At 72.4% G+C, this 23,960-nt stretch carries 21 protein-coding genes; 8 read left to right on the forward strand and 13 right to left on the reverse strand.

Going from position 1 to position 23,960, the window contains the following annotated elements; all coding sequences use genetic code 11:
* Positions 1 to 11: 11 nt before the first annotated feature.
* Positions 12 to 461: an SRPBCC family protein gene (locus KJK29_RS38300; protein ID WP_215124027.1), complete on the reverse strand. Its 450-nt coding sequence runs from the start codon at positions 459 to 461 to the stop codon at positions 12 to 14.
* A 95-nt stretch (positions 462 to 556) separates the two neighbouring features.
* Here KJK29_RS38300 and KJK29_RS38305 point away from each other — a divergent pair, with 95 nt between their 5' ends.
* On the forward strand, positions 557 to 1,009 hold the full coding sequence (locus KJK29_RS38305; RefSeq protein ID WP_215124028.1) for a flavodoxin family protein: 453 nt from the start codon (positions 557 to 559) through the stop codon (positions 1,007 to 1,009).
* Positions 1,010 to 1,015: 6 nt separating this feature from the next.
* Here the strand turns inward: KJK29_RS38305 and KJK29_RS38310 are convergent, their stop codons facing one another.
* On the reverse strand, positions 1,016 to 2,092 hold the full coding sequence (locus tag KJK29_RS38310; protein ID WP_251058050.1) for a YihY/virulence factor BrkB family protein: 1,077 nt from the start codon (positions 2,090 to 2,092) through the stop codon (positions 1,016 to 1,018).
* Between the two features lie 201 nt (positions 2,093 to 2,293).
* On the opposite strand from KJK29_RS38310, the gene KJK29_RS38315 reads away from it, so the two are divergent.
* The 3 genes from KJK29_RS38315 to KJK29_RS38325 all read left to right on the forward strand — a co-directional run bounded on the left by KJK29_RS38315 (position 2,294) and on the right by KJK29_RS38325 (position 6,209).
* Complete coding sequence (locus KJK29_RS38315; protein WP_215124029.1) at positions 2,294 to 2,992, forward strand: lytic polysaccharide monooxygenase auxiliary activity family 9 protein; 699 nt, start codon at positions 2,294 to 2,296, stop codon at positions 2,990 to 2,992.
* Between the two features lie 264 nt (positions 2,993 to 3,256).
* Complete coding sequence (locus KJK29_RS38320; protein WP_215124610.1) at positions 3,257 to 5,263, forward strand: DUF1996 domain-containing protein; 2,007 nt, start codon at positions 3,257 to 3,259, stop codon at positions 5,261 to 5,263.
* A gap of 178 nt (positions 5,264 to 5,441) precedes the next feature.
* Complete coding sequence (locus tag KJK29_RS38325; RefSeq protein ID WP_215124030.1) at positions 5,442 to 6,209, forward strand: sulfite exporter TauE/SafE family protein; 768 nt, start codon at positions 5,442 to 5,444, stop codon at positions 6,207 to 6,209.
* A gap of 10 nt (positions 6,210 to 6,219) precedes the next feature.
* On the opposite strand, the gene KJK29_RS38330 is transcribed toward KJK29_RS38325, so the two are convergent.
* The 3 genes from KJK29_RS38330 to KJK29_RS38340 form a co-directional block, all read right to left on the reverse strand.
* A complete protein-coding gene (locus KJK29_RS38330) occupies positions 6,220 to 8,481 on the reverse strand; it encodes an MMPL family transporter (RefSeq protein ID WP_215124031.1) in 2,262 nt (753 codons plus the stop codon).
* A 58-nt stretch (positions 8,482 to 8,539) separates the two neighbouring features.
* Positions 8,540 to 9,526 (reverse strand): DMT family transporter, encoded by a 987-nt coding sequence (locus KJK29_RS38335; RefSeq protein ID WP_215124032.1) that lies wholly within the window; start codon positions 9,524 to 9,526, stop codon positions 8,540 to 8,542.
* Between the two features lie 92 nt (positions 9,527 to 9,618).
* Positions 9,619 to 10,431, reverse strand: coding sequence for a chitosanase (locus KJK29_RS38340; RefSeq protein WP_215124033.1), 813 nt, complete (start codon positions 10,429 to 10,431; stop codon positions 9,619 to 9,621).
* Positions 10,432 to 10,665: 234 nt separating this feature from the next.
* Here KJK29_RS38340 and KJK29_RS38345 point away from each other — a divergent pair, with 234 nt between their 5' ends.
* On the forward strand, positions 10,666 to 10,848 hold the full coding sequence (locus KJK29_RS38345) for a hypothetical protein (RefSeq protein ID WP_215124034.1): 183 nt from the start codon (positions 10,666 to 10,668) through the stop codon (positions 10,846 to 10,848).
* Positions 10,849 to 10,855: 7 nt separating this feature from the next.
* Here the strand turns inward: KJK29_RS38345 and KJK29_RS39240 are convergent, their stop codons facing one another.
* Positions 10,856 to 11,584: an ankyrin repeat domain-containing protein gene (locus KJK29_RS39240; RefSeq protein WP_215124035.1), complete on the reverse strand. Its 729-nt coding sequence runs from the start codon at positions 11,582 to 11,584 to the stop codon at positions 10,856 to 10,858.
* 158 nt (positions 11,585 to 11,742) lie between these two features.
* Between KJK29_RS39240 and KJK29_RS38355 the strand changes: the two genes are divergently transcribed.
* A complete protein-coding gene (locus KJK29_RS38355; protein ID WP_215124036.1) occupies positions 11,743 to 13,875 on the forward strand; it encodes a SpoIIE family protein phosphatase in 2,133 nt (710 codons plus the stop codon).
* A gap of 23 nt (positions 13,876 to 13,898) precedes the next feature.
* On the opposite strand, the gene KJK29_RS38360 is transcribed toward KJK29_RS38355, so the two are convergent.
* The gene (locus tag KJK29_RS38360; protein ID WP_370869219.1) at positions 13,899 to 14,561 is read right to left on the reverse strand and encodes an ANTAR domain-containing protein; all 663 of its coding nucleotides are present in this window, start codon (positions 14,559 to 14,561) and stop codon (positions 13,899 to 13,901) included.
* Positions 14,562 to 14,820: 259 nt separating this feature from the next.
* Complete coding sequence (locus KJK29_RS38365) at positions 14,821 to 17,370, reverse strand: SpoIIE family protein phosphatase (protein WP_215124037.1); 2,550 nt, start codon at positions 17,368 to 17,370, stop codon at positions 14,821 to 14,823.
* Between the two features lie 150 nt (positions 17,371 to 17,520).
* On the opposite strand from KJK29_RS38365, the gene KJK29_RS38370 reads away from it, so the two are divergent.
* Complete coding sequence (locus KJK29_RS38370; protein WP_215124038.1) at positions 17,521 to 18,108, forward strand: AMIN-like domain-containing (lipo)protein; 588 nt, start codon at positions 17,521 to 17,523, stop codon at positions 18,106 to 18,108.
* A 44-nt stretch (positions 18,109 to 18,152) separates the two neighbouring features.
* Here the strand turns inward: KJK29_RS38370 and KJK29_RS38375 are convergent, their stop codons facing one another.
* The 5 genes from KJK29_RS38375 to KJK29_RS38395 all read right to left on the reverse strand — a co-directional run bounded on the left by KJK29_RS38375 (position 18,153) and on the right by KJK29_RS38395 (position 22,233).
* Positions 18,153 to 19,256, reverse strand: coding sequence for a GNAT family N-acetyltransferase (locus KJK29_RS38375; protein ID WP_215124612.1), 1,104 nt, complete (start codon positions 19,254 to 19,256; stop codon positions 18,153 to 18,155).
* Positions 19,257 to 19,354: 98 nt separating this feature from the next.
* Positions 19,355 to 19,741: a hypothetical protein gene (locus tag KJK29_RS38380; protein WP_251058051.1), complete on the reverse strand. Its 387-nt coding sequence runs from the start codon at positions 19,739 to 19,741 to the stop codon at positions 19,355 to 19,357.
* Between the two features lie 145 nt (positions 19,742 to 19,886).
* Entirely contained in the window at positions 19,887 to 20,576 is a 690-nt protein-coding gene (locus KJK29_RS38385) for a hypothetical protein (protein WP_215124039.1), read from the reverse strand.
* 92 nt (positions 20,577 to 20,668) lie between these two features.
* On the reverse strand, positions 20,669 to 21,727 hold the full coding sequence (locus KJK29_RS38390) for an LLM class flavin-dependent oxidoreductase (protein ID WP_215124040.1): 1,059 nt from the start codon (positions 21,725 to 21,727) through the stop codon (positions 20,669 to 20,671).
* Positions 21,727 to 22,233 carry an SRPBCC family protein gene (locus KJK29_RS38395; RefSeq protein WP_215124041.1) on the reverse strand — a complete coding sequence of 169 codons (507 nt, stop codon included), beginning with the start codon at positions 22,231 to 22,233 and terminating at the stop codon, positions 21,727 to 21,729. The genes KJK29_RS38390 and KJK29_RS38395 overlap by 1 nt, the downstream gene beginning before the upstream one ends.
* 326 nt (positions 22,234 to 22,559) lie before the next feature.
* Here KJK29_RS38395 and KJK29_RS38400 point away from each other — a divergent pair, with 326 nt between their 5' ends.
* Entirely contained in the window at positions 22,560 to 23,912 is a 1,353-nt protein-coding gene (locus KJK29_RS38400) for a diacylglycerol/lipid kinase family protein (protein ID WP_215124042.1), read from the forward strand.
* Positions 23,913 to 23,960 lie beyond the last annotated feature (48 nt).

A 23,960-nucleotide genomic window follows, 5' to 3' on the forward strand; every position in this document is an offset into this window, starting at 1 on the left:
CTGTCGCAGGCTCAGACCGCGCCGCGCCAGGCGCCCGTCTCCGAACCGCGGGCCTCCATGAACTGCTTGAACCGCCGCAGGTCGCCCGAGACCTGCCGCTTGACGAACCCGAGCTTGTCGCCCACGGTCTCGGTCAGCCCCACGGGGTCGAACTCCAACTGCAGCATGACCTTGGTCGTGTCGTCCTGGATGCGGTGGAACGTCACCACCCCGGCCTGCCGGGCCTCTCCGCCCACCGTCGTCCAGGCGACGCGCTCGTCGGGAACCTGCTCGGTGATCTCCGCGTCGAACTCCCGCTCCTGGCCGCCGACCTTCGTCACCCAGTGCGTCAGCGTGTCGGTGCGCTGCTCGATGCGCTCCACGCCTTCCATGAACTGCGGAAAGTCCTCGAACTGGGTCCACTGGTTGTAGGCCGTGTGCACCGGGACGTGGACCTCGATGGATTCCTCTACCTGTGACAAGGCGGTACCTCCCTTTCTCTTACGGAGAGCGGGGGACGGGTACCGGATCTCGCGCCGGCCACTCCTGCTCTTCACGACTTGTAAGGTCGGATGCCGTGGCCACCTTGCTGATCGTCCATCACACGCCCTCGCCCAACTGCCAGGCGATGTTCGAAGCCGTCGTCTCCGGGGCGAGCGACCCCGAGATCGAGGACGTCCGGGTCGAACGCCTGCCGGCGCTGTCCGCCACCGCCTCCGACGTCCTCGCCGCCGACGGCTACCTCCTCGGCACCCCCGCCAACCTCGGCTACATGTCGGGCGCCCTCAAGCACTTCTTCGACCAGGTCTATTACCCGTGCCTGGACGCGACGCGCGGCCGCCCCTTCGGCTTCTACGTGCACGGCGGGAACGACGTGACCGGAGCGGTGCGCGGCATCGAGTCCATCACGACGGGCCTCGGCTGGCGTCGCACCGCCGAGGCCGTCACCGTGACCGGCGAGCCCGACAAGGGCGACATCGAGAGGTGCTGGGAACTGGGCGCCACGGTCGCCGCCGGACTCATGGGCTGACCGGCCCTAGCCGTCTTCGACGCGGCGCCGGTCCTCCTCGTCCCAGGCCCGGGTGTCGCGCGGCTGGGTGTACGGCTCGTCCTCGGGCGGATGCCCACCGGCGACGGCCCGCTGCCGTACCGTCTCCGCGTCGAACTCCAGGCCCAGCAGGATCGCCAGGTTCGTGATCCACAGCCACACCAGGAAGACGATGACACCGGCCATCGTGCCGTAGGTCTTGTTGTACGAGGCGAAGTTGGCCACGTACACGGCGAAGCCCGCCGACGCGGCCAGCCAGATCAGCAGGGCCAGCACACTGCCCGGAGTGATCCAGCGGAACCCCTTCACCTTGGCGTTCGGGGTCGCCCAGTAGAGGATCGCGATCATGATCGTGACCAGGACGACGAGCACGGGCCACTTCGCGATCGACCAGACCGTCAGCGCGGTGTCGCCGATCCCGAGCGTCGCTCCGGCCTCACGGGCGAACCCGCCGGTGAACACCACGATCAGCGCGCTGAACGTGGCCAGCACCATCAGCACGACCGTGACACCCACCCGCACCGGCAGCAGCTTCCACACCGGCCGCCCCTCGGGCATGTCGTAGACGGCGTTGGCGGCGCGGATGAACGCCCCCACATACCCGGAGGCCGACCACACCGCCAGGACGAGACCGACGATCGCCACCACCGAGCCGATGCCGGCGTTGCCCTGCAACTGCTCGACGGCCTGGGTGAGGATGTCCCGCACCGAGCCGGGCGCGAGCTGCTGGATGTTCTCGAGCACCTTGTCCGTGGTCGACTTCCCGGTGATGCCCAGCAGCGACACCAGGACCAGCAGCGCCGGGAACAGCGCCAGCACCGCGTAGTACGTCAGCGCCGCCGCCCGGTCCGTCAGCTCGTCCTTCTTGAACTCCCGCACGCTCCCCTTCAGCACCGCACCCCACGACGTCCGGGGCAGCTCACTCGGCGTGTCGGGCGCCGCACGCTCCACTTCGGGCCCCGGACCGGCCGTCCCGGACGCCGGCCGAGTGCTCTCCGACGGCTCCGCAGACGGGGTCTCCGTCGCGTCGTGTTCTTTTCGTCCAGGAATGTGCAGCTTCACCATGAGAGCCGGGTAACCCCGGCCCGGGCCCTTAAGCGGAACTCGGCCGGCCGTGCCGGAACGACGGAAGTGGCGCAATCGTGCGTTGCCGACCCGTGCCGCAGGGCGCAGCGTGGAAGTGCGGGAGCGCTCCCACGCCGTCCCGTCCTCCCCACGCACGGCACACCGCAAGCACCGCGACCCCCACATCCGAAAGAGGAGATCATGAATGGTCATGGTCATGCTTGTAATGAGCCCCATCCGGTCAGGTCCCGTACGCTCCGGTCCCGTCTGACGCTCGCCCTGAGCGTGCTGGTCGCCGCGCTGCTCAGCCTGATCCCCTGGAGCGGCACGGCCGTCGCCCACGGCTCGGTCGTCGACCCGGCATCCCGCAACTACGGCTGCTGGCTGCGCTGGGGCAACGACCATCTCAATCCCGCCATGGCCCAGCAGGACCCCATGTGCTGGCAGGCGTGGCGGAGCGACGCGAACGCCATGTGGAACTGGAACGGCCTGTACCGCAACGGCTCGGGCGGCAACTTCCAGGCCGTGATCCCCAACGGCCAGCTCTGCAGCGGCGGCCGTACCGAGGGCGGCCGGTACAACTCCCTCGACACGGTCGGCGCCTGGAAGACGACGGACATCGGCGCGAATTTCACCGTGAAGCTCTACGACCAGGCCAGCCACGGCGCCGACTACTTCCTGGTGTACGTCACACGGCAGGGCTTCAACCCCGCCACCCAGCCGCTGACCTGGAACGACCTCCGGCTCGTCACCCGCACCGGCAGGTACGGGCCCAGCCAGAACTACGAGATCCCCGTGAGCACTTCGGGACTGAGCGGCCGACACGTCGTCTACACGATCTGGCAGGCGTCGCACATGGACCAGACCTACTTCCTGTGCAGTGATGTGAACTTCCGCTGACCTGCCGCTTCGTGTGCAGTGCCCCGCCGGACGGGACGAGTCCGGCGGGGCACGGCTGTGAGGGCTTTCTGAGAGTTCTCGAAGAATTCTCGGGTCGGCTGAACGCTCCGGCGCCGGCGCACGTATGGGACGAGGGGATTTTCATGCCCGGAACGCCTCAAGCGCAGGAGAGCACCCTTGGCACGCAATACGCGAAGACGCCCTACAGGCCCACGGCGCGCGACCTTCGCCGCAGTCGCGCTGATGCTGGGCGGAGGCGGCCTGATGGCGGCCAACGTCTACGCCTCGGCCACGGACGGCGGTTCAGGCGGTGAGTCCGCCCAGACGCGGTCCGGTACGGGGGTGCGGACCGCCGGCACCACGATCGACTGCCCTGACGTCGGCAGCAAGCTGACCTCGGTCCCCGAGCAGGCGAGGGCGGAGGTCGACAAGGAACTCGCCCTCCTGGACGAGCAGATCGCCAAGGCCTACCAGCGGCTGAGCGAGTCGGCCCAGCAGATCCAGCAGGATTCCGGCTTCGCCGACAACGCGATCATGAACCCGCTGAAGGAGAAGCGCGGCGCGACCCTCGAGCGCATCGCCATCGCCATCGACCGGGTGGGAGACCGCCCCGAGGGACTCGACGCCCTCGCGGCCTGCACCGTCCGGGACTCCGGCAACCAGGCTCCCGAGCAGGGCGAGGGCCAGGACGCCGGCGACGGCGGCGGCGAGGAGCAGCCCGGCCAGGAGCAGGGGAACGGCCAGGGCCAGGGTCAGGGCAACAACGGCGGGCAGGCGGGCAACGGCCCGGTCGCCGCCGACTTCGCGGACATCACCGGCGTCCAGCCCAATGTGAACAGCCCCCGCCAGAAGGGCAACGCCTCCCGAGGCACCTTCGCCACCAGTTGCGGTGTGAACGAGAACGGCCTGTTCAACTCCGACAACATCATCGCCGCCCCGGGTGTCACCAACGGCGCCCACCACTTCCACGACTACGTCGGCAACCAGGCCAACAACGCCTTCGCCAGCGACCAGGACCTCGCGGACGCCGAGACCAGCTGCGACGACCAGGGCGACAAGTCCTCCTACTACTGGCCCGTCCTGCGCGTGCAGAACGGCACCCAGGAGCAGGACGCGGGCTCGCCCGGCGGCGGCATCGAGGGCAACGCCGGCGCGATCGTCACGCCCAAGCAGGTCACCCTCGACTTCGTGGGCAACCCGCGCGACAAGGTCACGGCCATGCCGCGGCTGCTGCGCATCATCACCGGCGACGCCAAGTCGTTCGTCAACGGCCCGGCCAACGCCAACGCCTCCTGGAGCTGCACCGGCTTCGAGGACCGGCAGCTCAAGGACAAGTACCCGCTGTGCCCGAAGGGCAGCGACGTGGTGCGCTCCTTCAAGTTCCAGAGCTGCTGGGACGGCCGCAACATCGACAGCGCCAACCACCGCACCCACGTGGCGTTCGCCGACGCCTCCGGCGCGTGCCCGTCCGGTTTCCGGGCGATTCCGCAGCTGGTCCAGCGCATCGTCTACGACGTCGACGCGCCGAGCCTGAAGGACGGCGGCCGTACGACACCGCTGTTCGCGGTGGACTCCTTCCCCGAGCAGCTGCACAAGCCGGTCACCGACCACGGCGACTTCATCAACGTCTTCGACGAGGACCTGATGGGGGAGATGGTCGACTGCATCAACGACGGCCGGAAGTGCGGAGCCGGGGCGGGAGCCGAGCCCGGCGACAAGCCGACCGAGAAGCCCACCGAGAAGCCGACCGAGAAGCCGAGCGAGGCCCCCGGGGCGGGGGAGGAGCCGACCGAGGAGCCGACGAAGACCCCCGAGGCCCCGCAGGAGCAGCCCACCCGCACCCCGGACGCCCCGAAGGACGGCAACGCCGGTGGCAAGCCCGGCGACACGGGCAACGACGGAAAGGGCGGCAAGGACGGGGAGGGCGAGGCTTCCGAGCCACCGGCGACGAACAAGCCCGCTCCCGAGCCGGAGCCGAGCGACCCGCCCGCCGACGAGGCCGAGGTGTACGCGACGCCTTCGGCGAAGTCCGGTGAGCAGGACGGTTCGAAGGACGACACCGGCGAGGACTCGGACGGCCTCGGCCAGTCCCAGGCCGTCGGCGAGGCGACCAGCGCCGCCGTGACCCCGGCGGCCCCGCCCCAGACCGAACCCCAGGCGGTCGGCAGCGGCAGCCTGGCCGAGACCGGCGCCCAAATGTGGCCGGCCGCGGCGGGCGCCGTACTCCTCATCACGGGCTTCGTGGTCCTCCGCCGCGCCAGGCGCACCTGATACGACGACGCCCTGACGTGCCCCGGTGAACGGCGGTGGGATCCCTCCTCGGATCCCGCCGCCGTTCCGCTTCCGGGGCCCGGCACCCTTCGGCGCGCCCCGAAGTGCTCACCCTCTACCGTGACCCCATGAACAGCACCTGGAACGCCGGACGCGGCGTCGGCGGCGGAGTCAGGGCGTGACGCCCTGGGAGATGGCGGCCGTGTTCGCGGCCGGTACGGGCGCCGGTGCCGTCAACGCCGTCGTCGGCTCGGGAACGCTGATCACCTTCCCTGTGCTGCTCGCCACCGGACTGCCTCCGGTCACGGCGACCGTCTCCAACGGCCTCGGGCTGGTGCCCGGCTCGATCAGCGCGGTCATCGGCTACCGCGAGGAACTCCGCGGTCAGCGTCGGCGCGTCCTTCTGCTCGGCATCGGTGCCGTGCTGGGCGGCCTCGCGGGCGCGGTGCTGCTGCTGACGCTGCCCGCCGCGGCCTTCGAGCGGATCGTGCCGGTCCTGGTGGGCCTCGCCCTCGTCCTGGTCGCCTGCCAGCCCCTCATCGCCCGGCGCGTGCGCCGCCGCCGTCGCCGTACCGGCGCCCGTACCCGTCCCGACGGCGGTCCGCTGCTGTTCACGGGGCTGACGCTCGCCAGCGTCTACGGCGGCTACTTCTCGGCAGCGCAGGGCATCATCTACGTCTCCCTGATGGGCATGCTGCTCGACGAGACGCTCCAGCGGCTCAACGCCGTGAAGAACGTGCTCGCGGCCGTCGTCAGCACCGTCGCCGCCCTGCTCTTCCTCTTCTTCGCGGAGTTCGACTGGACGGCCGTCGTCCTCATCGCCGCCGGATCCGCGCTGGGCGGCCTGATCGGAGCCAGGACGGGCCGCCGCTTCAGCCCCGCCGTCCTGCGGACCCTGATCGTGTCGGTCGGCACCGTCGCCCTCGTCCACCTGGTGCTGCACTGAGCCCGGCGGGCTACTTCGCCGGACGGCCGCCCGCCCCCGCCCCGGCCGATTCCCCCTCGGCGTCGATGTGCGGCATCACCCGGTCCAGCCAGCGCGGCGTCCACCAGGCATGCCGCCCGAGCAGCGTCATCACGGCAGGCACCATCAGCAGCCGTACCACGGAGGCGTCGATGAGCACACTGACGGCCAGCCCCAGGCCGAGCATCTTGACCACGATGTTGTCGCTGATGATGAACGCCGCGAACACACTCACCATGATCAGCGCGGCACTCGTGATGACCCGGGCCGTGATCTCCAGGGCGTGCGCCACCGACGCCCTGGCGTCCCCGGTGCGCAGCCATGCCTCGTGGACGCGGGACAGCAGGAAGATCTCGTAGTCCATGCTCAGTCCGAAGATGATGGCGAACATCATCATCGGCACATAGCTCTCGATGGGCACCTTGCCGTGCACGCCGAGCGCGGGCCCGCCCCAGCCCCACTGGAACACCGCGACGACCACGCCGTAGGACGCGGCGATCGACAGCACGTTCAGGACGGCCGCCTTGACGGCGACGAGCAGCCCCCGGAACACCGCCAGGATGATCAGGAACGCCAGGCCCACCACGACCGCGATGATCACGGGCAGCTGGGAGGCGACGATGTCACGGAAGTCGACCTGGGTCGCCGTCGTGCCGGTGACGTACCCCTTGGCGTCCGTCCCCTGGACGACATCCGGCAGCGTGTCGTCGACGAGACGGTTGGTCAGGTCCGTGGTCGCGGCGTTCTGCGGGGACACGGTCGAGTAGACGGTGCCGACCAGGACGTCTCCGTCCTGGGTGGGCGTCAGGGGGGTGACGGCGGCGGCCCCTTCGACCGAGTCGAGCGTCGTTCGGGCCCGCGAGGCCAGATCGTCGCGCTGTGAGTCCGGTACGTCGCTCTGGTCGATGACGACGGTGAGCGGACCGTTGGACCCGGCCCCGAACGCGTCGGTCATCAGGTCGAACGCCCGCCGGTCGGTGAAGGAGGTCGGGTCGGCGCCGTCGCCGATGTGACCGAGCTGGATGGAGAACAACGGGATCGCGAGCACCGCGATCACGGCGACGCCCCCCGACAGGAACGACAGCGGCCTGCGCTCCACCCGCTGCGCGTACCGGTGCCAGGTGCCCTGCGGCGTCTCACCGGCCTCGGCGTCGGTCTCGGCGACGGGGCGGCGCACGTGGTAGCGGTCGATGTGCCGGCCGATGAGCCCGAGCAGGGCGGGGACCAGCGTGAGCGCGCCGACGACGGCCGAGACGACGGTGACGGCGGCGGCGAGACCGAGCAGGGAGATGAAGGAGACCCCGGACGCGGACAGGCCGGCCAGCGCGATGATCACCGTGCAGCCGGAGACGAGGACGGCGTGGCCGCTGGTGCTCGCGGCCTGCCCGGCGGCCCGCACCGGGTCCATGCCGTCGATGAGGTTCTGCCGGTGCCGGGTGATCATGAACAGCGCGTAGTCGATACCGACACCGAGGCCGATCATGGTGGCGAGGGTCGGTGACACGGTCGCGAAGGTGAACGCGGCGGCCAGCAGCCCGAGGATGGCGAGGCCTCCGACGACGCTGATCAGCGCGGTGAGCAGCGGAATACCGGCGGCGATCACACTGCCGAAGCCGACCAGCAGCACGACGATGGCGACACCGAACCCGATCAGCTCGCTCACCCGGTCGTCGGCGGGAGGCCTCGCGAGTTCGCCGAGCGGCCCGCCGTACTCGACCTCCGCCCCCGCCGAACGCAGCGGCTGTACGGCGGTGTCGACACCGTTCAGATACCCGGCGCCGAGGGTCGAGGGCTGCACATTGAAACGGACCGTGATGTACGCCGACTTCTTGTCGTCCGAGAGCGGCCCGACATTCGGCTGCCCCGAGGGCGTGGCCGGGGCCGACAGCGGGTTCTGGGCCGACAGGACATGCGGGAGCTTCTCCAGGTCGGCGACCGTGGTGGACATCTGCGAGCTCAGCGCGGTCAGGTCCTGGCTGTCGTCGTGCAGCACGATCTGGCTGCTGTAGCCGCCGGCCTGCGGATCGTGCTCCTTCAGCACGTCCAGGCCCTTCTGCGCCTGGGCCTGGGGCAGGGAGAAGTTGTCGGAGTACTCACCCCCGGCCACATGGTTGACGACCTGGAGCGCCACCAGCGCCACGAGCCAGGCGCCGATGACGATCCCGAAGTGGCGTGCGCACCACTCGCCCAGCCGCCGCAGCCGACCGGCCCGCGCGGCTTTCTCGTCCCCTTCACCGGTGCGGGAGTGCGGCATCTATGTGGCTCCTGTGTCGGCTGAGACATTGGGTGCCGTCCATTAGATGCGCGGGGGATCACTCCGGCATTTCCGGCGCGCGGGCACCCTGCCACTCCGGGCGGGCGTTCCCCCGAAAGGTCGTCGCCGGGTCGGCGCGCCGGGCCCGCCCGCCGAGGTACCGGCGCGCCGCTGCCGGATCCAGCGCCCCGGACCCCAGGGCGACACCGAGGCCGACCAGCGCGCTGCCCGCCGCCTGCGCCGGGCCGTAGGAGCCCGTGCCGACCAGCGGTGCGGTCGCGGCCGCGGCGACCGGGATGAGGCCGGAGAACAGGGTGGCGCGTTCCGCGCCGATCCGCCGCATGCCCATGTACCAGCACACGAACCCGACCACGGTGACCACCACCGCCTGCCACAGCAGCGCGGCGGCCTCGGCGCCGTCCGGACGCCGCAGCCACCCGGCCCCGTCGGCCGGCACCCCGACCGCCGCCGACTCCAGCGCGGCGACCGCGCACACCGTGGCCGACAGCAGCCGGGGCCCGAGCGGCCGCAGCACGGGTACGGCGAGCACGGCGAAACCCACCTCTCCCGCCAGGGCACACGCGGAGAAGGCGAGGCCCGCGCCGTCGGTGCGCCCCCAGCCCTGGACCGCGCAGGCGCCGGCCGCCACCAGCAACGCCCCGCACAGGACCGCCCGGCTGGGCCGGCGCCCGTCCAGGAGCGGCACCAGCACGGCGACGACCACCGGCGCGCAGCCCACGAACACACCGGGCACCGCGGGTTCCGCCGTGCGCTCCGCGGCGAGGACGGCCAGGTTGAAGCCGACCATGCCGATGGCGGCGAGCAGGACGAGACGCAGCCACTGACGTGCCGTCAGCGCTCTCAGACGGGCCGTCGAGCCCTTCCCGGCCAGAGGCAGGAGCAGCAGAAAGGCCAGCCCGTAGCGCAGGAACTGGCCGCCCGCGTACGGGTACGCGCCCAGCACGCTGTTGGCCGTGAAGGACGCCCCGACGAGGACACAGGCGAACGCGGCGAGCAGGGCTCCCCGCGTGGTGGTGACGTTCATACCGGCGACGCTAGGCAGCGCGGCGGCCCGGCTCGAGGTCCACTCCCGTGCCGGAATCATGGACCAATCCGCCCCGGGCCGCCGCCCGTCGGTCAGCCGATGTGGTAGCTGTCGCCGTAGACCTTCCAGTCCAGCGGCGGGTCGAGGTCGAGGTTCCGTTTGCGCAGGAAGACCCGCTGCGCGGTGTCGACCCGGCTCGTGTCGCTGTGCGCCTCCTCCTGCTTCATCGCCCACACCCGCGCGTCCAGGAAGGCGTCGAGATATGTCACCTCGTCACCGCCCGACGCCGGAGGCTCAGCCGTGCGCAGCGCACGCCTGCGGATGTTGCGGAAGCTCAGCGGGTCGTCGCCGTCGCCGTGCATGACGATGGCGTCGTAGTACGCGAACTGGCCCAGCACCCGCAGCCCGTCCGCCTTGCCCTGCCGGACCGCCGGGCCGAAGTACACCCGGTCGCGCTCGTCGTCCTGCGCCCTCCGGAACGCGGCGTCACGGGCCGCCCGGCGCCAGTCGCCGGGGAAACCCGGGTCGAGCCCGTCGTGCGAGTCGCAACCGTCGACCCGACGCAGCGCCGGCAGATACTTCGCGAGGACGTTGCCGGGCTCGCGGTCGGTATAGAGCTCGACGAGGTCGAGCATGTCGCCGGTGCCGGAGCAGAACCCGATGATGCCGGCGGTGTAGCCACGCCCGTCGCGGATGTCCTCGATGTACTGGTACTGCGCCTTCCAGTCGAGCGAGGAGTTCTCCGCACTCGACACGAGCTGCATGGCGATCTCCTTCTTCGCCGGGTCGTCGAGCCCGATCGCCCGGGCGGAAGCCATGGCGTGCGGCGGCTTCAGGAACGGGGCGGCGGCGAGGGCGGCGCCGAACAACGCCAGGGCGGTGCGGCGCGGGGTCGGGTGTCTCACGGGGCCTCCAGGCGGAGTGGGGGGTGGGAGAGCTGGCCGTGCAGAACTGACAGGAAGGTTTCCTATCACTTTCCGCGGATGCCGGGAACCGCAAGAGGTGAAGTTCGTAGGGTCGAACAAGTTGGCTGGCCCGTCACGGAAACCAACCGGGAACCAACAGCGCGTCCCGCACGTCAACTCATTGTCCAGGGAGGCCGGATCGGCCTCGGAAGGCGGCGAGAGAGGGGAATCGCGGTGGACGACGCGACGTCGCAGCAGGGGAGCGAGACGGAGGCAGCGGCACGCCGGGCCCGCTTCGGCGCACTGCCGGAGCCGGTGCGCGTGGAAGACATGGTCGAGGAACGAGCCGTGGGCGTCCCCGACCCCGCGCGCACCGCCTACAACCAGGACGAGTGGATGGTGCGCTACTGCCTGTGACCCGACCCTACGAGCGGCTTTTGGCGCCCAGATCGCGCAGCCACCGCACGACGTCGTCGGCGTCGTGGGCGCGGGCGATGTCGAGCGGTGTCATGTCGTCGTAGCCGCACCAGTCCTGGTCGGCGCCGTGCTCGTGGAGATACCGCGCGGTGGGCAGATGCCCGCCGTGGCAGGCTCCCCAGAAGGCGCTGGTGATCTCCTCGGGCGACGGGGGATCCCCGGCCTCGACGTACCCCCTGACCCGGTCGAGCAGACCGAGCGTGGCGGCGTCCTGGAGGGTGGTGCGGGCGCCGTGCTCGATCAGCCGGTGAGCGGCGCGCCACTGGCCGAACGCGCGGGCGTCGGCGAGCGGCGTGCCCCCGGCGATCACCGCCCCGGGGGCCTCGATGTCGGCACCGGCGGCGATGAGCGCGTCCAGGACGGCCACGTCGTTGCTGCTGGCGGCCCAGTGCAGCGGAGTCTCCGCGTGCGCGCCGCCGAAGCGCGCGTCGGGATCGGCCCCGGCCGCGACCAGGGCGGCGACGACCTCGGGACCGCGGGGGAAATGGCCGGGCCAGTCAGTCGCGATGTGCAGCAGACTGCGGGTGCCCTTGCCGTCCTCGCCGTGCTCGGTGACACGCGCCGCGGCCAGACCGGGATGGTCCGCGAGCAACCGCCCGAGCCCCGGCAGATCCCCGTCCCGGATCGCCGCGGTGACCGCGACGGCCAGCGGATCCTGTGAAGTCAACGTCTGCAAACCGGCCTCCCGATCGCCGTACAGGGCCCCTCGATTCTGTACGACGACGCCCCCGCGCACCACGCTCCGTGCCCGTAGCACCCACCCGCGACGTCATGCCGACGACATGCCCGCAGGCCCCGCGAGGCGTAGCGTCCGGGTAAGAGCGGGAGGACAGCATGTCCGCGAGCAACGAGCCGCCCGGGGGCGCCGGGACGCTGGACGCCCTGGGGACGGCCCTGGCCGACACCGTGCGCGGAACCGGAGCCTCGATCGGCGGCCTGTACCTCATCGAGGAGGCCGAGCCCGTGCTGCGCCTGGTCGCGCTGTGCGGACTGCCGATCGCGTTCAGCGCCCCCTGGCAGCGACTGCCCCTGACCGCACCCGTCCCGGTCGCCGACGCGATCCACGACGACACCCTGGTCACCATCGCGAGCCAGGAGGAGATGGCCCGCCGCTACCCCCGCGCCGCCGCGGTCCTGCCCTACCCGTTCGCCCTGGCCGCCGTCCCGCTGACCGGTGTACGGCGCCGCTGGGGCGGCATCGTGCTGATGTGGCCCGCGGCGCGGCCGCGTGGCATCACGCCCCGCGTACGCGGTCACATCACCTCCAGCGCCCGCCGCATGGCCCGCCTGCTGGACGACGCCGCCGGGCCGCCCGAACTGCCCGACCAGCCGCGCGTCGTCCCCGTCGACGCCGCACACCACCCCGTGCAGACCGGCCTGGCCGCCGCCGACTACCTCGAACGCCTCCCCGAAGGCGCCCTGGCCCTCGACCTGGAGGGCCGCGTCACCTTCGCCACCGCCACCGCGGCCCACCTGCTCGGCCGCCCCGCCGACCGGCTGCTCGGCACCCGGCCCTGGCAGTCCCTGTCCTGGCTGGACGACCCCGTCTACGAGGACCACTACCGCACGGCGGTCGTCGGCCGCACTCCCGTGACGTTCACCGCGCTCCGCCCGCCCGGCCAGTGGCTCACCTTCCAGCTCTACCCGGACACCAGCGGCATCAGCGTCCGCGTCGTCCCGAGCGAAGAGGACGCCGAGACCCGGCCGCCCCCCGCGGCCGCCCGCAGCCCCGCCGCGGCACCGACGGGACGCCTCTACCAACTGGTGCACCTGGCCGCCGCGCTCACCGAGGCGGTCACCGTGCGCGACCTCGTCTCGCTGAGCGCCCACCAGATCCTGCCCGCCTTCGGCGCCCAGGGCCTCGTGCTCTCCGTCGCCGAGGCCGGACGTCTGAAGATCACCGGCTACCACGGCTACGCGGCCGACGTCATGGAACGCCTCGACGCCCTGTCGCTGGACACCGACCTCACCCCGGCCGGCCAGGTCCTCGCCAGCGGCACCCCCGCCTTCTTCGCCGGCCCGGCCGAGCTGGCCGCCAACTACCCAGGCGCCCCCCAGATCAGCGGCAAACAGGCCTGGGCCTTCCTGCCGCTGATCATCTCCGGCCGCCCGGTGGGCTGCTGCATCCTGTCCTACGACCAACCGCACACCTTCACCGCCGACGAACGCGCCGTCCTGACCTCCCTGTCCGGCCTCATCGCCCAGGCCCTCGACCGCGCCCGGCTCTACGACACCAAACACCGTCTCGTCCACGAACTGCAGCGCGCCCTGCTGCCCCGGGCCCTGCCGAACCTGTCCGGCCTCGACGTCGCCGCCCGCTATCTGCCCGCGGGCCACGGCATCGAGGTCGGCGGCGACTTCTTCGACCTTCTGCGCCTGGACGGGACGACCGCGGCCGCCGTCATCGGCGACGTGGAGGGCCACAGCATCGCCGCCGCCGCTCTCATGGGCCAGGTGCGCACCGCCATCCACGCGCACGCCACCGCGGGCGCCGCACCCGACGAGGTCCTCGTGCGCACCAACCGGCTCCTGGCCGACCTCGATTCCGAACTGCTCGTCTCCTGCCTCTACGCCCATCTCGACCTGGCCCGCCACCGGGTGGCCTTCGCCAGCGCGGGACACGTGCCGCCGCTGCTGCGTCACCTCAGCCGCCCCGCGTCGGTCCTCGACGTCGAGCCCGGACCGCTGCTGGGCATCGACACCGGCGGCCACTACCCGGTCACCACCGCGCCCCTGCTCCCCGGCACCACCCTCGCCCTGTACACCGACGGCCTGGTCGAGCTCCCCGGCACCGACGCCACCCGGACCACGTCCGACCTCGCCGGGCAGCTGGACACCGGCGACGGCCGCGACCTGGAACGGCTCATCGACCGGCTCGTCCAGCACACGACGCCCACCGGACAGCACACCGACGACATCGCGGTGCTCCTGCTGCGCGCGTACGGCCCCGACGGCCACCGGGCCTGAGGACACCGCCCGCAGTGCTCCGGTCAGCCCTGCGGCGGATCCACGCGGACGCGCCGGGCGACATCGCGCAGCTTGATGTTGTGGTTCTGCGAGATCCGCCGCAGTACGCCGAAGGCCTCGTCCTCGCTCAGCCGGTGGCGTTCCATGAGGATCCCCATGGCCTCTCCGACGGCGTGCCGGGTCTCCAGGGCGTGCTCGAGCTGGTCGACGGTACGGGCGGAGTCCAGTGCCACGGCGGCATGGGAGGCGAGCAGCCAGCCCGCGGCCTCGATGTCCTTGCCGAAGGCCCCCGGGCGGCGCGAGTAGAGGTTCAGCGCGCCGAAGTCCTCCTGCTCGGTGTAGAGCAGCACACCGGTCATGCTGCCGATCCCCAGCTCGCGGGCCGCCCGGGAGAACCGCGGCCAGGACGGCTGCGGCGTGGTCATGTCGGCGATACGGAACAGCCGCTCGCCGTCCACCCGGCGGGCGGCGTCGAAGCACGGCCCCTCGCCCAGCTCGCCCTGCAGCCGGTCGGACTCCTCGACCATGTCGCCGCACACGGCCAGCGTCACGGCCCGGCCCTTGGACACCGTCAGGATCCCCGCCGCGTCACAGCCCTCGACGAGCTTCACCGCCGAAGCGGCGATCTCGTCCAGCGTCGCCCGCACAGAGTCCTGGGCCACCAGATCCCGGGCGAGCTGCGCCATCTGCTCGGCATACCGCTGCCACTCCACGGCCACCACCGCCTCACTCCCCGGTCCCGCCCACCGTACTCCGGGCCCGACCGCCCGGCCGCGCACCGGCGGGCCCACGGGTGACACCGCGAGAGACCGTCCCCCCGGCGCCCGGGGCGGGCGTCGCGATGTCGGGGTCGCGGGCGACGGCTCCGGAGACCCGGCCTGAAGAGGCTGAGGACTCAGCCCCATGACTCACCGCCCTGACGGCCTCGCCCAGCAGCCCGGCCCGTCAGCGATACGCCGTCAGCAGGAGGGCCACGTCGTCCGGTCGTTCGGGCGCGCGGCGGGCCGTTCTCACCAGGCGGTCGGCGAGATGCTCCACCGAGTCCGCCGGGGGGCCGGCCAGGGCGCGGCGGACCTCCTCGATCCCCGTCTCGATGTCGCTGCCGGGCTGCTCCACGAGCCCGTCGGTGTACAGGGCGAGGACGCTGCCGGGGGCGAGCGTGAGCGCGGTGACGGGATAGACCGAGTCGGGCTGCACCCCCAGCATGACCCCGCCCACCAGGTCCAGCGTCTCGGCGTGCCCGTCGGGGTGGCGCAGCAGCGGCGGGGGATGGCCGGCCCGCACGGCGAGCGCGCGCCCGGTGCGCGGGTCGAGTTCGATGTAGCAGCAGGTGGCGAAGGCGTCCGACTCCAGCTCGGCCAGCAGCCGGTTGGTGTGGGTGATGACCTCCTGCGGCGGCCGCTCGCTCGCGGCGAAGGCGTGCACGGCACTGCGCAACTGGCCCATCACCGCGGCCGCGCCGACACTGTGGCCCTCCACGTCCCCGATCACCAGGGCCACGCCACGCCCCGTCGTGATCACGTCGTACCAGTCGCCGCCGATGGCCATGCCCTGGGTGCCGGGCAGATAGCGGCCGGTGGTGCGCAGCCCCTCGACGGCCGGCAGCCGGTGCGGCAGCAGCCCCTCCTGCAGGCCGCGGGCGACGGCGGACTCGGAGTCGTAGAGCCGCGCCCGCTCCATCGCCTGGGCGGCCAGCCCGCTCAGCGCGGTGAGGGCGGAGCGCTCGTCGGCGGTGAACCGGTGCGGGGCGTCCCAGCCGAGGATGCAGGAGCCGACGGAATGACCGGAGGCGATCAGCGGCAGGAACGACCAGGAGTGCATCCGGTCCAGGGCGATGCCCGGATAGGCGATCGAGAGGTCCTCGGGCGACTCGAAGAAGAGCGGCAGCCGCGTGGTCAGCGCGTGCACGCCGGGCAATTGCCTGTCGAGGGCGACCCCCTCGAACTGGGTGAGGAAGCCCTCCGGATAGCCCGACTCCCACTGCAGATACATCCGGCCCTCGCGGACGGTGTACAGGGCGAGTTCCCGCGCGCCGAACGCGGGCAGCAACTGCTCGGACACGGCCCGGCACACGTCCTGCACGGTGACCGCCTCGGTGAGCACGCTCGCCATCTGCACCACGTGGTACAGCGCCCCGGCCCGCGCCGCCGCGACCGGCCCGGGCGGCGGCGCCACGGCCCCGGTGCCCGGCACGGGACCGGCGGAGGTCCCGGCCTCGCGCGCCGCCTCGCCTCCGGTGGGCGGGCCGGTCCGATGGACCCGGCCGGTCAGCCCGTGCACATCCGGGTACAGCACGAAGCTCAGCCAGTTCCCCGCCGGATGCCGCACGAGGAAGGACACCTGCTCCTGCGACAGCATCGCCGCCCGGTAGCGGTCCTCGTACGCGGGATCCCGGAGCCAGGTGATCACCTCCCACGGATAGCGGCCGAGGAGCTCTTCCCGGCCGGCGCCGAGCAACTCCTCGCAGCGGCGGTTGGCATAGGTCAGACGGCCGTCCTGGTCCAGGGAGAACAGCCCGTCGGGCAGCCGCTCCGCGGCCTCGGCGGCGGTGAGCCGGCCGGCCGCGTCGACGAGGGCGCCCACCAGGATCCGGTCGGAGCCGGTGCCGCCGCCCACGAGATGGCCCCACAGCTCGACGGGCCGGTAGCTGATCTCCTCGCCGCCGACGGATTCGTCCCGGACCCGCAGGTGACGGGACCTGATCCGGCCGTGCGTCAGCGCGTCCTGCCGGCTCGCCCGCAGTTCGTGCAGATCGTCCGGGCTGACCCGGGCCTCGACGGCCGCGATGGTGCCGTCGAAGTCCGCCCGGGCGATGCCGAGGAGCGCGAGGGCCTCGTCGTCCGGCGCGCACCGGCCGCTGTCCAGGTCCCAGTCGAGCAGCCCGACCCGCACGGGGTGCGCGGCGACCGTGGGCAGCCGCACGCTGACGGGTTCGTCGTCGTACTCCACCCGGTACGCGCCGGAGCCCGGTCCCGACCGGCGGGCGGCGAGGCGGGCGAGGCGCTCCTCCATGTCCCGACCGGCGGGACGCAGCGCGCGATCCACCGCCTCCGCGTCGATCGGCGACCGGGCCGCCGAGCGCAGCACGACCAGCACGCCCACCGCTTCCCCGCCGGCCCGGACGGGCTGGTAGGCGGAGCCGAAGGAGTACGGCAGCCCGGCGGTGAAGTGCGGGAAGCGCACCATGGTGACGCGCTCGTCCGGCAGCCACAGCGGCTCGTCGCTCCGGTAGGCCTCGGCCATGGGCAGCGCCCCGCCCATGGGCACCCGCCACCACGCCCTGAGCAGCGACCGGGGCACCCCGGTGACCAGGGCCAGCACCAGCGAGCGCCGGTCGCGTGAGCGCAGATAGACCAGGCCGCCGTACCCGCCGAGGTCCCGCACGGCCGCGGTCAGCGGAGCGGTGAGGGCGTCCTCGATCCGGCCGTCGCCCCCGTCCCGGCCCGGTCCGCCGGGTGACCGGGGCCCGTCCGGTACGGCGGCTGCCTCATCCATCTCGCGTCCTCCCGGTACGGACGCACCGGACACCAATCGCTCCCCCTCAGGATGTGCCATGGTCGGCACTCCGGCGCGGCAAGCGCAACCTTTCGGTCGTCACGGTCGTCTCACCCGATATCACCAGCACACGAGCCTCGGGGGCGGAAAATGGTACGAATCAGAACAGCATGCGCGACTCTCGCGCTCGTCGGCGCCACGGTGGGCGTCGCGGCGGTCCCGGCCGGCGCGGCTCCGGCCGCCACCCCGCAGGCGGCCCGGGCCGCGGCCTGCCCGACCGGCTGGGGAAGCCTCGCCAAGACCGACACCAGCGCCACACTCGCGCCGGTCAAGGACATCAGGACCGGCCGTCACGCCTGCTTCGACCGGATGGTCGTCGACCTGCCCGGCGCGGGCGGCGACGTCGGCTACTCCGTGCGCTATGTCGACCGGCTCCACCAGGACGGATCGGGCCGCCACATTCCCGTGACCGGCGCAGCCGTCCTCGAGGTGCGGGTCTTCGCGCCCGCCTACGACCCGGAGACCGGCGCCGCCACGTATCCCGGCCGGGTGGCGCGCCCGCTGCCGGGCGTGGACCTCACCGGCTACAGCACCTTCCGGGACACCCGCTTCGCCGGCAGCTTCGAAGGGGAGACCCAGGTCGGACTCGGTCTGCGCGCCCGGCTGCCCTTCCGGGTCCTGCAGCTGGACGACCGTCTCATCGTGGACGTGGCCCACAGCTGGACCGCCACGCGGTGACGGCACCACGCGCCCGGTTCTCCTGAGCCGGGCGCGGACGTCTCTCACCGTCCCCGCACACGCCCCAGCTCCGCCAGGGTCCGTGCCGCGGCACCGGCCAGCCGGGGCCGGTTGCGTACGAAGCGGCGGGCGGCCCGGGCGGGCTCCCGGCCCAGCCAGTGGACGGCACCGCCCGGCACGGGCCGTACCACCGCCCCCTCGTACACCCGCAGGTCACGGGTCTTGAGCGACTCCTTGTAGCGGGCGGGGCCGCTGCCCAGGTCCACCGTCCCGACACCGTCGGCCGCCGCGGCCTCCAGCATCCTGAGCTGCAGCACCAGACCGGGGGAGTACTTGGCGTAGGCGCGGTCGTACGCCGGGAACCACCAGGACAGCACCGTGCGCGAGCGCAGACCGAAGTGCGCGGCCACGGGCCGGTCCGCGGCGTAGAGCACGGACAGCACCCCACGGCACTCCGGTTCCTCGCTCTCCCCGAGCAGCGTCACCAGCCGGGTGATCCACTCTTGCGCGAACCGGTCGCGCCGGCCGGTCCGCCGGTACTGCGCCGACTTCCAGTCCATCAGCGCCCGCAGAGCGTCCGGGTCCTGGGCGTCGTAGGCGAACCGCACCTCGCCGACCTGCCGGGCCAGCTTGCGCTCCTTGGCCAGGGTCTGTCTGAGGAAGCTCGGCGACTTCGCCCGCAGCCGCTCCCGGTACCGCTCGAAACCCTCGTCGATGTCGACGACCGGGGAGGCGAGTTCCTCCGCCGCGTGCGGCACGAACAGCCCCTGGCCGGCTTCGAGGTTGTCGAACTCCCAGGACGACAGCGCGCAGGACCGCAGCAGCCCGCGGGCGTCGAGCCGGATCCCGGGCCGCAGTACGGCCCCCTGACTGTCGGACACCCCGAGCCCGATGGCCCGGCCCTGCCCCAAGGGTCCCCTCTCGTAGGGGAAGAACCCGACCGGGGAGTCGTCGTCGAGCAGCACCGCCACTCTCGCTCCCGGCCTGACCCGCCCCACCAGGATGGTGAACGCCGGGTCGAGAAAGGGATTCGCGGGGGCCGCGGACTCCGTCCGTATCTCCCGCCACATCTTCTGGTCGTTCGGGCCCAGTTCGTCCGGCCGCAGAACGAGAACACGCTTTCCAGGCAACTCCGCCTCCTGTGTCATCGGCATGGGGACACACGAAGGCCTGTACATCGCCGCGAATCGGCACCAGGCAGTACGCAGGCCGCACGGCGCAGGCCCTTTGTCGGTACTGCCGTCGCTCAGCAGCGGAACGTCTGCAGCTCCACCGTGTCCGGGGCGGACACGACCGTCCCCGTACACCGGCTCGTCCCCGCCGCCCGGAGGTCCGTACCGCCCCGGTCCACCACGGGCGTCCCGGTCACCGCCGCGCTCGCCCCGGCCGGGCCGGCGGCCCTCGGTGTCCGTGCAGCCAGGTGCCTCAGCGACGGCTCCGCCTCGCACGGACAGGGATCTCCGGCTCCTTCGGCCTCGGGCGTCGAAGCCGCACCGGTCGCCCGTGTCTCCACGGCTGCCGTGACCGCGGCCCCCGCCGTGCGCTCGCCCTGCGCGGGCCCCGGGGCGGCGAGCTGCAGCACCAGCAGGCAGGCCACCAGGCCCACCACCGCCGCCCATCGTCGCCGCACCATCAGACCCCCCGACACGGCCGCTGCGCCTACCAGTAGGCCGAGCGCATCTCGCCCGCGTCAAGCCCTTGTGGGCCGATTCGCCCCGCTCGGCCAGTTGCTGCCGAAATCCAACGGAAAGCGCTGCCGCACCCTTCGCGGGATCGGGTCAGCCGCTGCCGCCGGGCAGGCTCAGCACCTCGCCCGCCTTTGGCGCCCGGATACCGAGGGGCTCGTCGAAGGCGCTGAACGAGGTGGTGGTGTGCTGCGCACCGTTCTTGTAGACGGTCTTGAGGAGGTAGGGCTCGCCTTCCTCGGCCACGTAGAAGGTGTACGTCCCCTTCTTGTCCGCCTTGTCGGTCACGATCAGCTCGACGGCCTTCGTGCCCCCGACCCGGGTGGATCCGCCCTTCTTCGCCGTGCCGAACGACTCGAAGGGCCGTTCGCACGAGGTGAGACCGTCACCCGAACCGGCCGGGTCCACCGGCGTCTTCACCCAGAGCTTCTGCTCGCCCGTGGCACCCGGGATCTTCTTCCACTCCTGCAGGTAGGCCCGGTTCGGCCGGACGTAGTCGGTCTCGCCCAGCCGGATCTGTTCCAGGGCGGCGCCTCCGCTCATCTCGGTCTTCGACCTGCACCGGCTGACCAGGTCGGTCACGAGACGGCTGGTGACGGTGGCGCCGCTCGTCGTGCGGTTGGTGATGTCGACGGTGACGGAGTCCAGCTTCCGCATCGTCGCGTTGGCCTCGTCGAGGAGGTCGCCCGCGGACCTGTCCTCGCCGGAGCCGCCGGATCCGCACCCGGCGAGGGCGGCGCCCGCCAGCAGGCACGCGAGCGCGGTCGTCGTCACGGTAGCCATGGCCCGCACGGAGCCCCCCAGATGTTCGTGTCGGCCGATGATCAGCACGGGAGCCTACCCGTCCGCCGGTGCGCCCGGCGGACAGGCCGGATTCACGCTCCGGAACCGGTCTCCCGGACCAACTCGATCGCTCGGCCCAGGGTGTCGAGCCGGTCGTCCAGGGTCTCCCCGGCCGGGTAGAGACGGACCGTGTCCACCCCGGCGTCCCGCCAGACCCGCAGCCGCCGTCGCACCATCTCCTCGGTGCCGATGAGCGTGGTGGCCAGCACCATCTCGTCGGTGACGAGACCGGCCGCGCCGTCCCGGTCGCCCGCCTGCCAGCGCTCCCGTACCTCGGCCGCGACCTCGGCCCAGCCCTGACGGCCGTAGGCCCGGTTGTAGAAGTTGGTCGAGGCGGAACCCATGCCGCCCAGGCTGAAGGCGAGTTCCTTCCTCCGGTCCGCGATCATGGGGCCGAGTTCCTCCTCGTCCCGCGCGAACGCGACCTCGGCGCCCTGGCAGACGTCGAACCCGGCACGTGCACGGCCGGCGGCGGCCAGCCCCTCGTCCAGCGGAGCGAAGTAGGCCTCCGCCGCGCCCTCCGGTACGAAGCTGGTGCCGAGCCAGCCGTCCGCGACCTGGCCGGTCAGCCGCAGCATCGCGGGCGACAGCGCGGCCAGGTAGACGGGCACGGGGTGCTCGGCCCGCATCGACAGACGCATCGGCACCGCCTCCCCGCCCGGCAGCGGAATCCTGAACTCCGAGCCCGAATGGGAGATCTTGCCGCCCGCGACCACCTGCCGCACGATCTCCACCGTCTCGCGCGTCCGGGCCAGCGGACGGGCGAACGGCACCCCGTGCAGGCCCTCCATCACCTGCGGTCCGGACGGACCCAGACCCAGCAGGAAACGCCCGCCGGAGAGATTGGACAGGGTGATCGCCGCCTGGGCGAGGGCCACCGGTGTGCGCGTGCCGACCTGCATGACCGCGGAGCCCAGCAGCATCCGCTCCGTACGGGCCGCGTAGAAGCCCAGGGCGGACGGGGCGTCCGATCCCCACGCCTCGGCCACCCAGCAGACGTCGAGCCCCAGTTTCTCCGCCTCGACGACGAAGTCGGCCTGCCGGGACCAGGAGCCGAGAGCCGCCGCCTCGACGGTCGTCGCCGTGCGCATCACGCCTCCGCCCGCTGCCTGATGTGCTCCAGCGTGGCGGTCATGCCCCGCTCGAACTCCCGCAGTCTCACGAACACGATCTTCTGCTCCTTCTCCGGCATGGCGTCGATCGCGACGGAGAGGCCGGAGCGCCCCGGCCCCATCCGCATCCACTGCGACAGTTCGGTGCCGCCGTCCCGGGGCTCGAGCCCGAACCGCCAGACGGCGCTGGGCTCGGCCGGATCCCCGACCGCCCAGGCGAACACCCGCTCCGGGTCGCAGGCGACAACCGTGGAGGTCGTCTCCCACTCACCGAACGACTCGTGCCTGCTCCGGCCGGTGAACCGCGCCCCGACGGCCGGACCGGCGGCTCCGTCGGCCCACCCCGCCCACTGCAACTCCTCACTCAGGTCCGGCATCCGCGTCACATCCGACACCAGCGCCCACACTCTCCCCGGCGGCGCCGCGATCCAGGTCGTCACCTCGACCGTCGGTTGGTCCGCGTACCGCGCGCCCGTCCACTCCATCGCGTGCCGGCCTCCTCGTCGACAGGGGTTGTGGGCAGCAGAGTTGCGTAATAAGACTCACTAGGTCAAGAGGGCGCGGGTGTCCGTCTCCCCAACGGGCGGTGAAGGTCGGTGCCGACGTGCCCCGGTGCGCGGAAGCATGCGCGCCGGGCCGCGTACGCTACCGATGGCTCCGCCCCGGGGATCTTCACGTCTGACGTGCCCGCCGGTGGGGAGTCATCAGGGGACGGCAGTGGCCGAGCCGATCCGTCGGCGGGCACCGAGATGCACGGCCGGGCGCGGTCGCGAGGGTGCGCCCGGGCCGTGCCTTCGAGCGGAGGAACGAGATGGGATCGGCGATGGGCGAGCGGGATCACCGCCGGCAGAGATGGGCGGCCAGGGGAGCCCTGGCCGCGGTCGCGCTGGCGGCGCTGCTGCCCCTCGTCTCCGGCGGTCTGAAGGGACTGCTGCTGCTTCTGGCCGGTATCGCGGGACTCGCCCTGACCGCGGCGGCGCTCTGGTGGGTCCTGTCCCGCCGCGGACCGGCACGCATGGCGGCGGCCGTCCTGGCCCTCGTCGCCCCCGTCGGCGTCATCGTCCTCTTCGCGGCCGCCAATCTGATCTGGGTGGTCTTCGCCTCGCTGCTGCTGTGGTGTGTCGCGGTCTGGAGCGGCCGCTACGCCCTGCGCAGCACGGGGCTGCGGCCGGTACGGGCCAAGGAGTACCGCACACCGCCGCCGCGACGCCCCTTCCTCCTGCTCAACCCGCGCTCCGGCGGCGGCAAGGTCGAGAAGTTCTCCCTCAAGGAGAAGGCCGAGGAGCTGGGCGCCCGGGTCGTCCTGCTCGACCCGGAGCACCACCAGGACGTCACCGAACTGGCCAAGGCCGCCGTGGCCGACGGGGCCGACCTCCTGGGCGTCGCGGGCGGCGACGGCACACAGGCGATGGTCGCCGCCGTCGCGGCGGAACACGGCCTGCCGTTCCTCGTCATCTCGGCCGGCACCCGCAACCACTTCGCCATGGACCTGGGCCTGGACCGGGACGACCCGTCCACCTGCCTCGACGCCCTCACGGACGGGGTCGAACTCCGCGTCGACCTCGGCTTCGCCGACGACCGCCCCTTCGTCAACAACGCCTCGTTCGGCGTCTACGGGGCCGTCGTCCAGAGCCCCGGCTACCGCGACGACAAGGTGGGCGCCGCGCTGGAGCGGCTGCCCGAGCTGCTCACGCGGCAGAGCGGCCCGCGGCTGACGGCGACCGCCGACGGCACCACCATCGCCGACCCGCAGGCCGTCCTGGTGAGCAACAACGCCTACCGGATGGACGACCCGTTCGGCTTCGGCCGGCGCGAGCGGCTCAACTCCGGGAAGCTGGGCGTGCTCGCCGTCCGCGTGGACAGCGCCGTGGAAGCGGCCGAGCTCCTGCTGTCCCCGCGGCCGGAAGGCCTCACCGTGCTCACCGCCCAGCACGTCGTCGTCCACTCCGACGAACCGCATCTCGAAGTCGGCCTCGACGGCGAGGCGCTCACCCTTCCGGCCCCCGTCCACTGCCGCATCGCACGCCGGGCCCTGCGCGTCCGGGTGCCCCGCAACCGCCCCGGGGTCCCCGAGGCGCCCCCGCGCCTGGACTGGCGCCGGCTCCGCAAGCTGGCGGCCGCGGTCGGCCGTACGGCCGCGCCCACGCGTTCCCGGCGGTCCTGAGCCCGATAGGCGCGAGGTCCCCCATGCCGCTTCCGGCATGGGGGACCT

Source organism: Streptomyces koelreuteriae, from assembly GCF_018604545.1.
Lineage (GTDB): Bacteria > Actinomycetota > Actinomycetes > Streptomycetales > Streptomycetaceae > Streptomyces > Streptomyces koelreuteriae.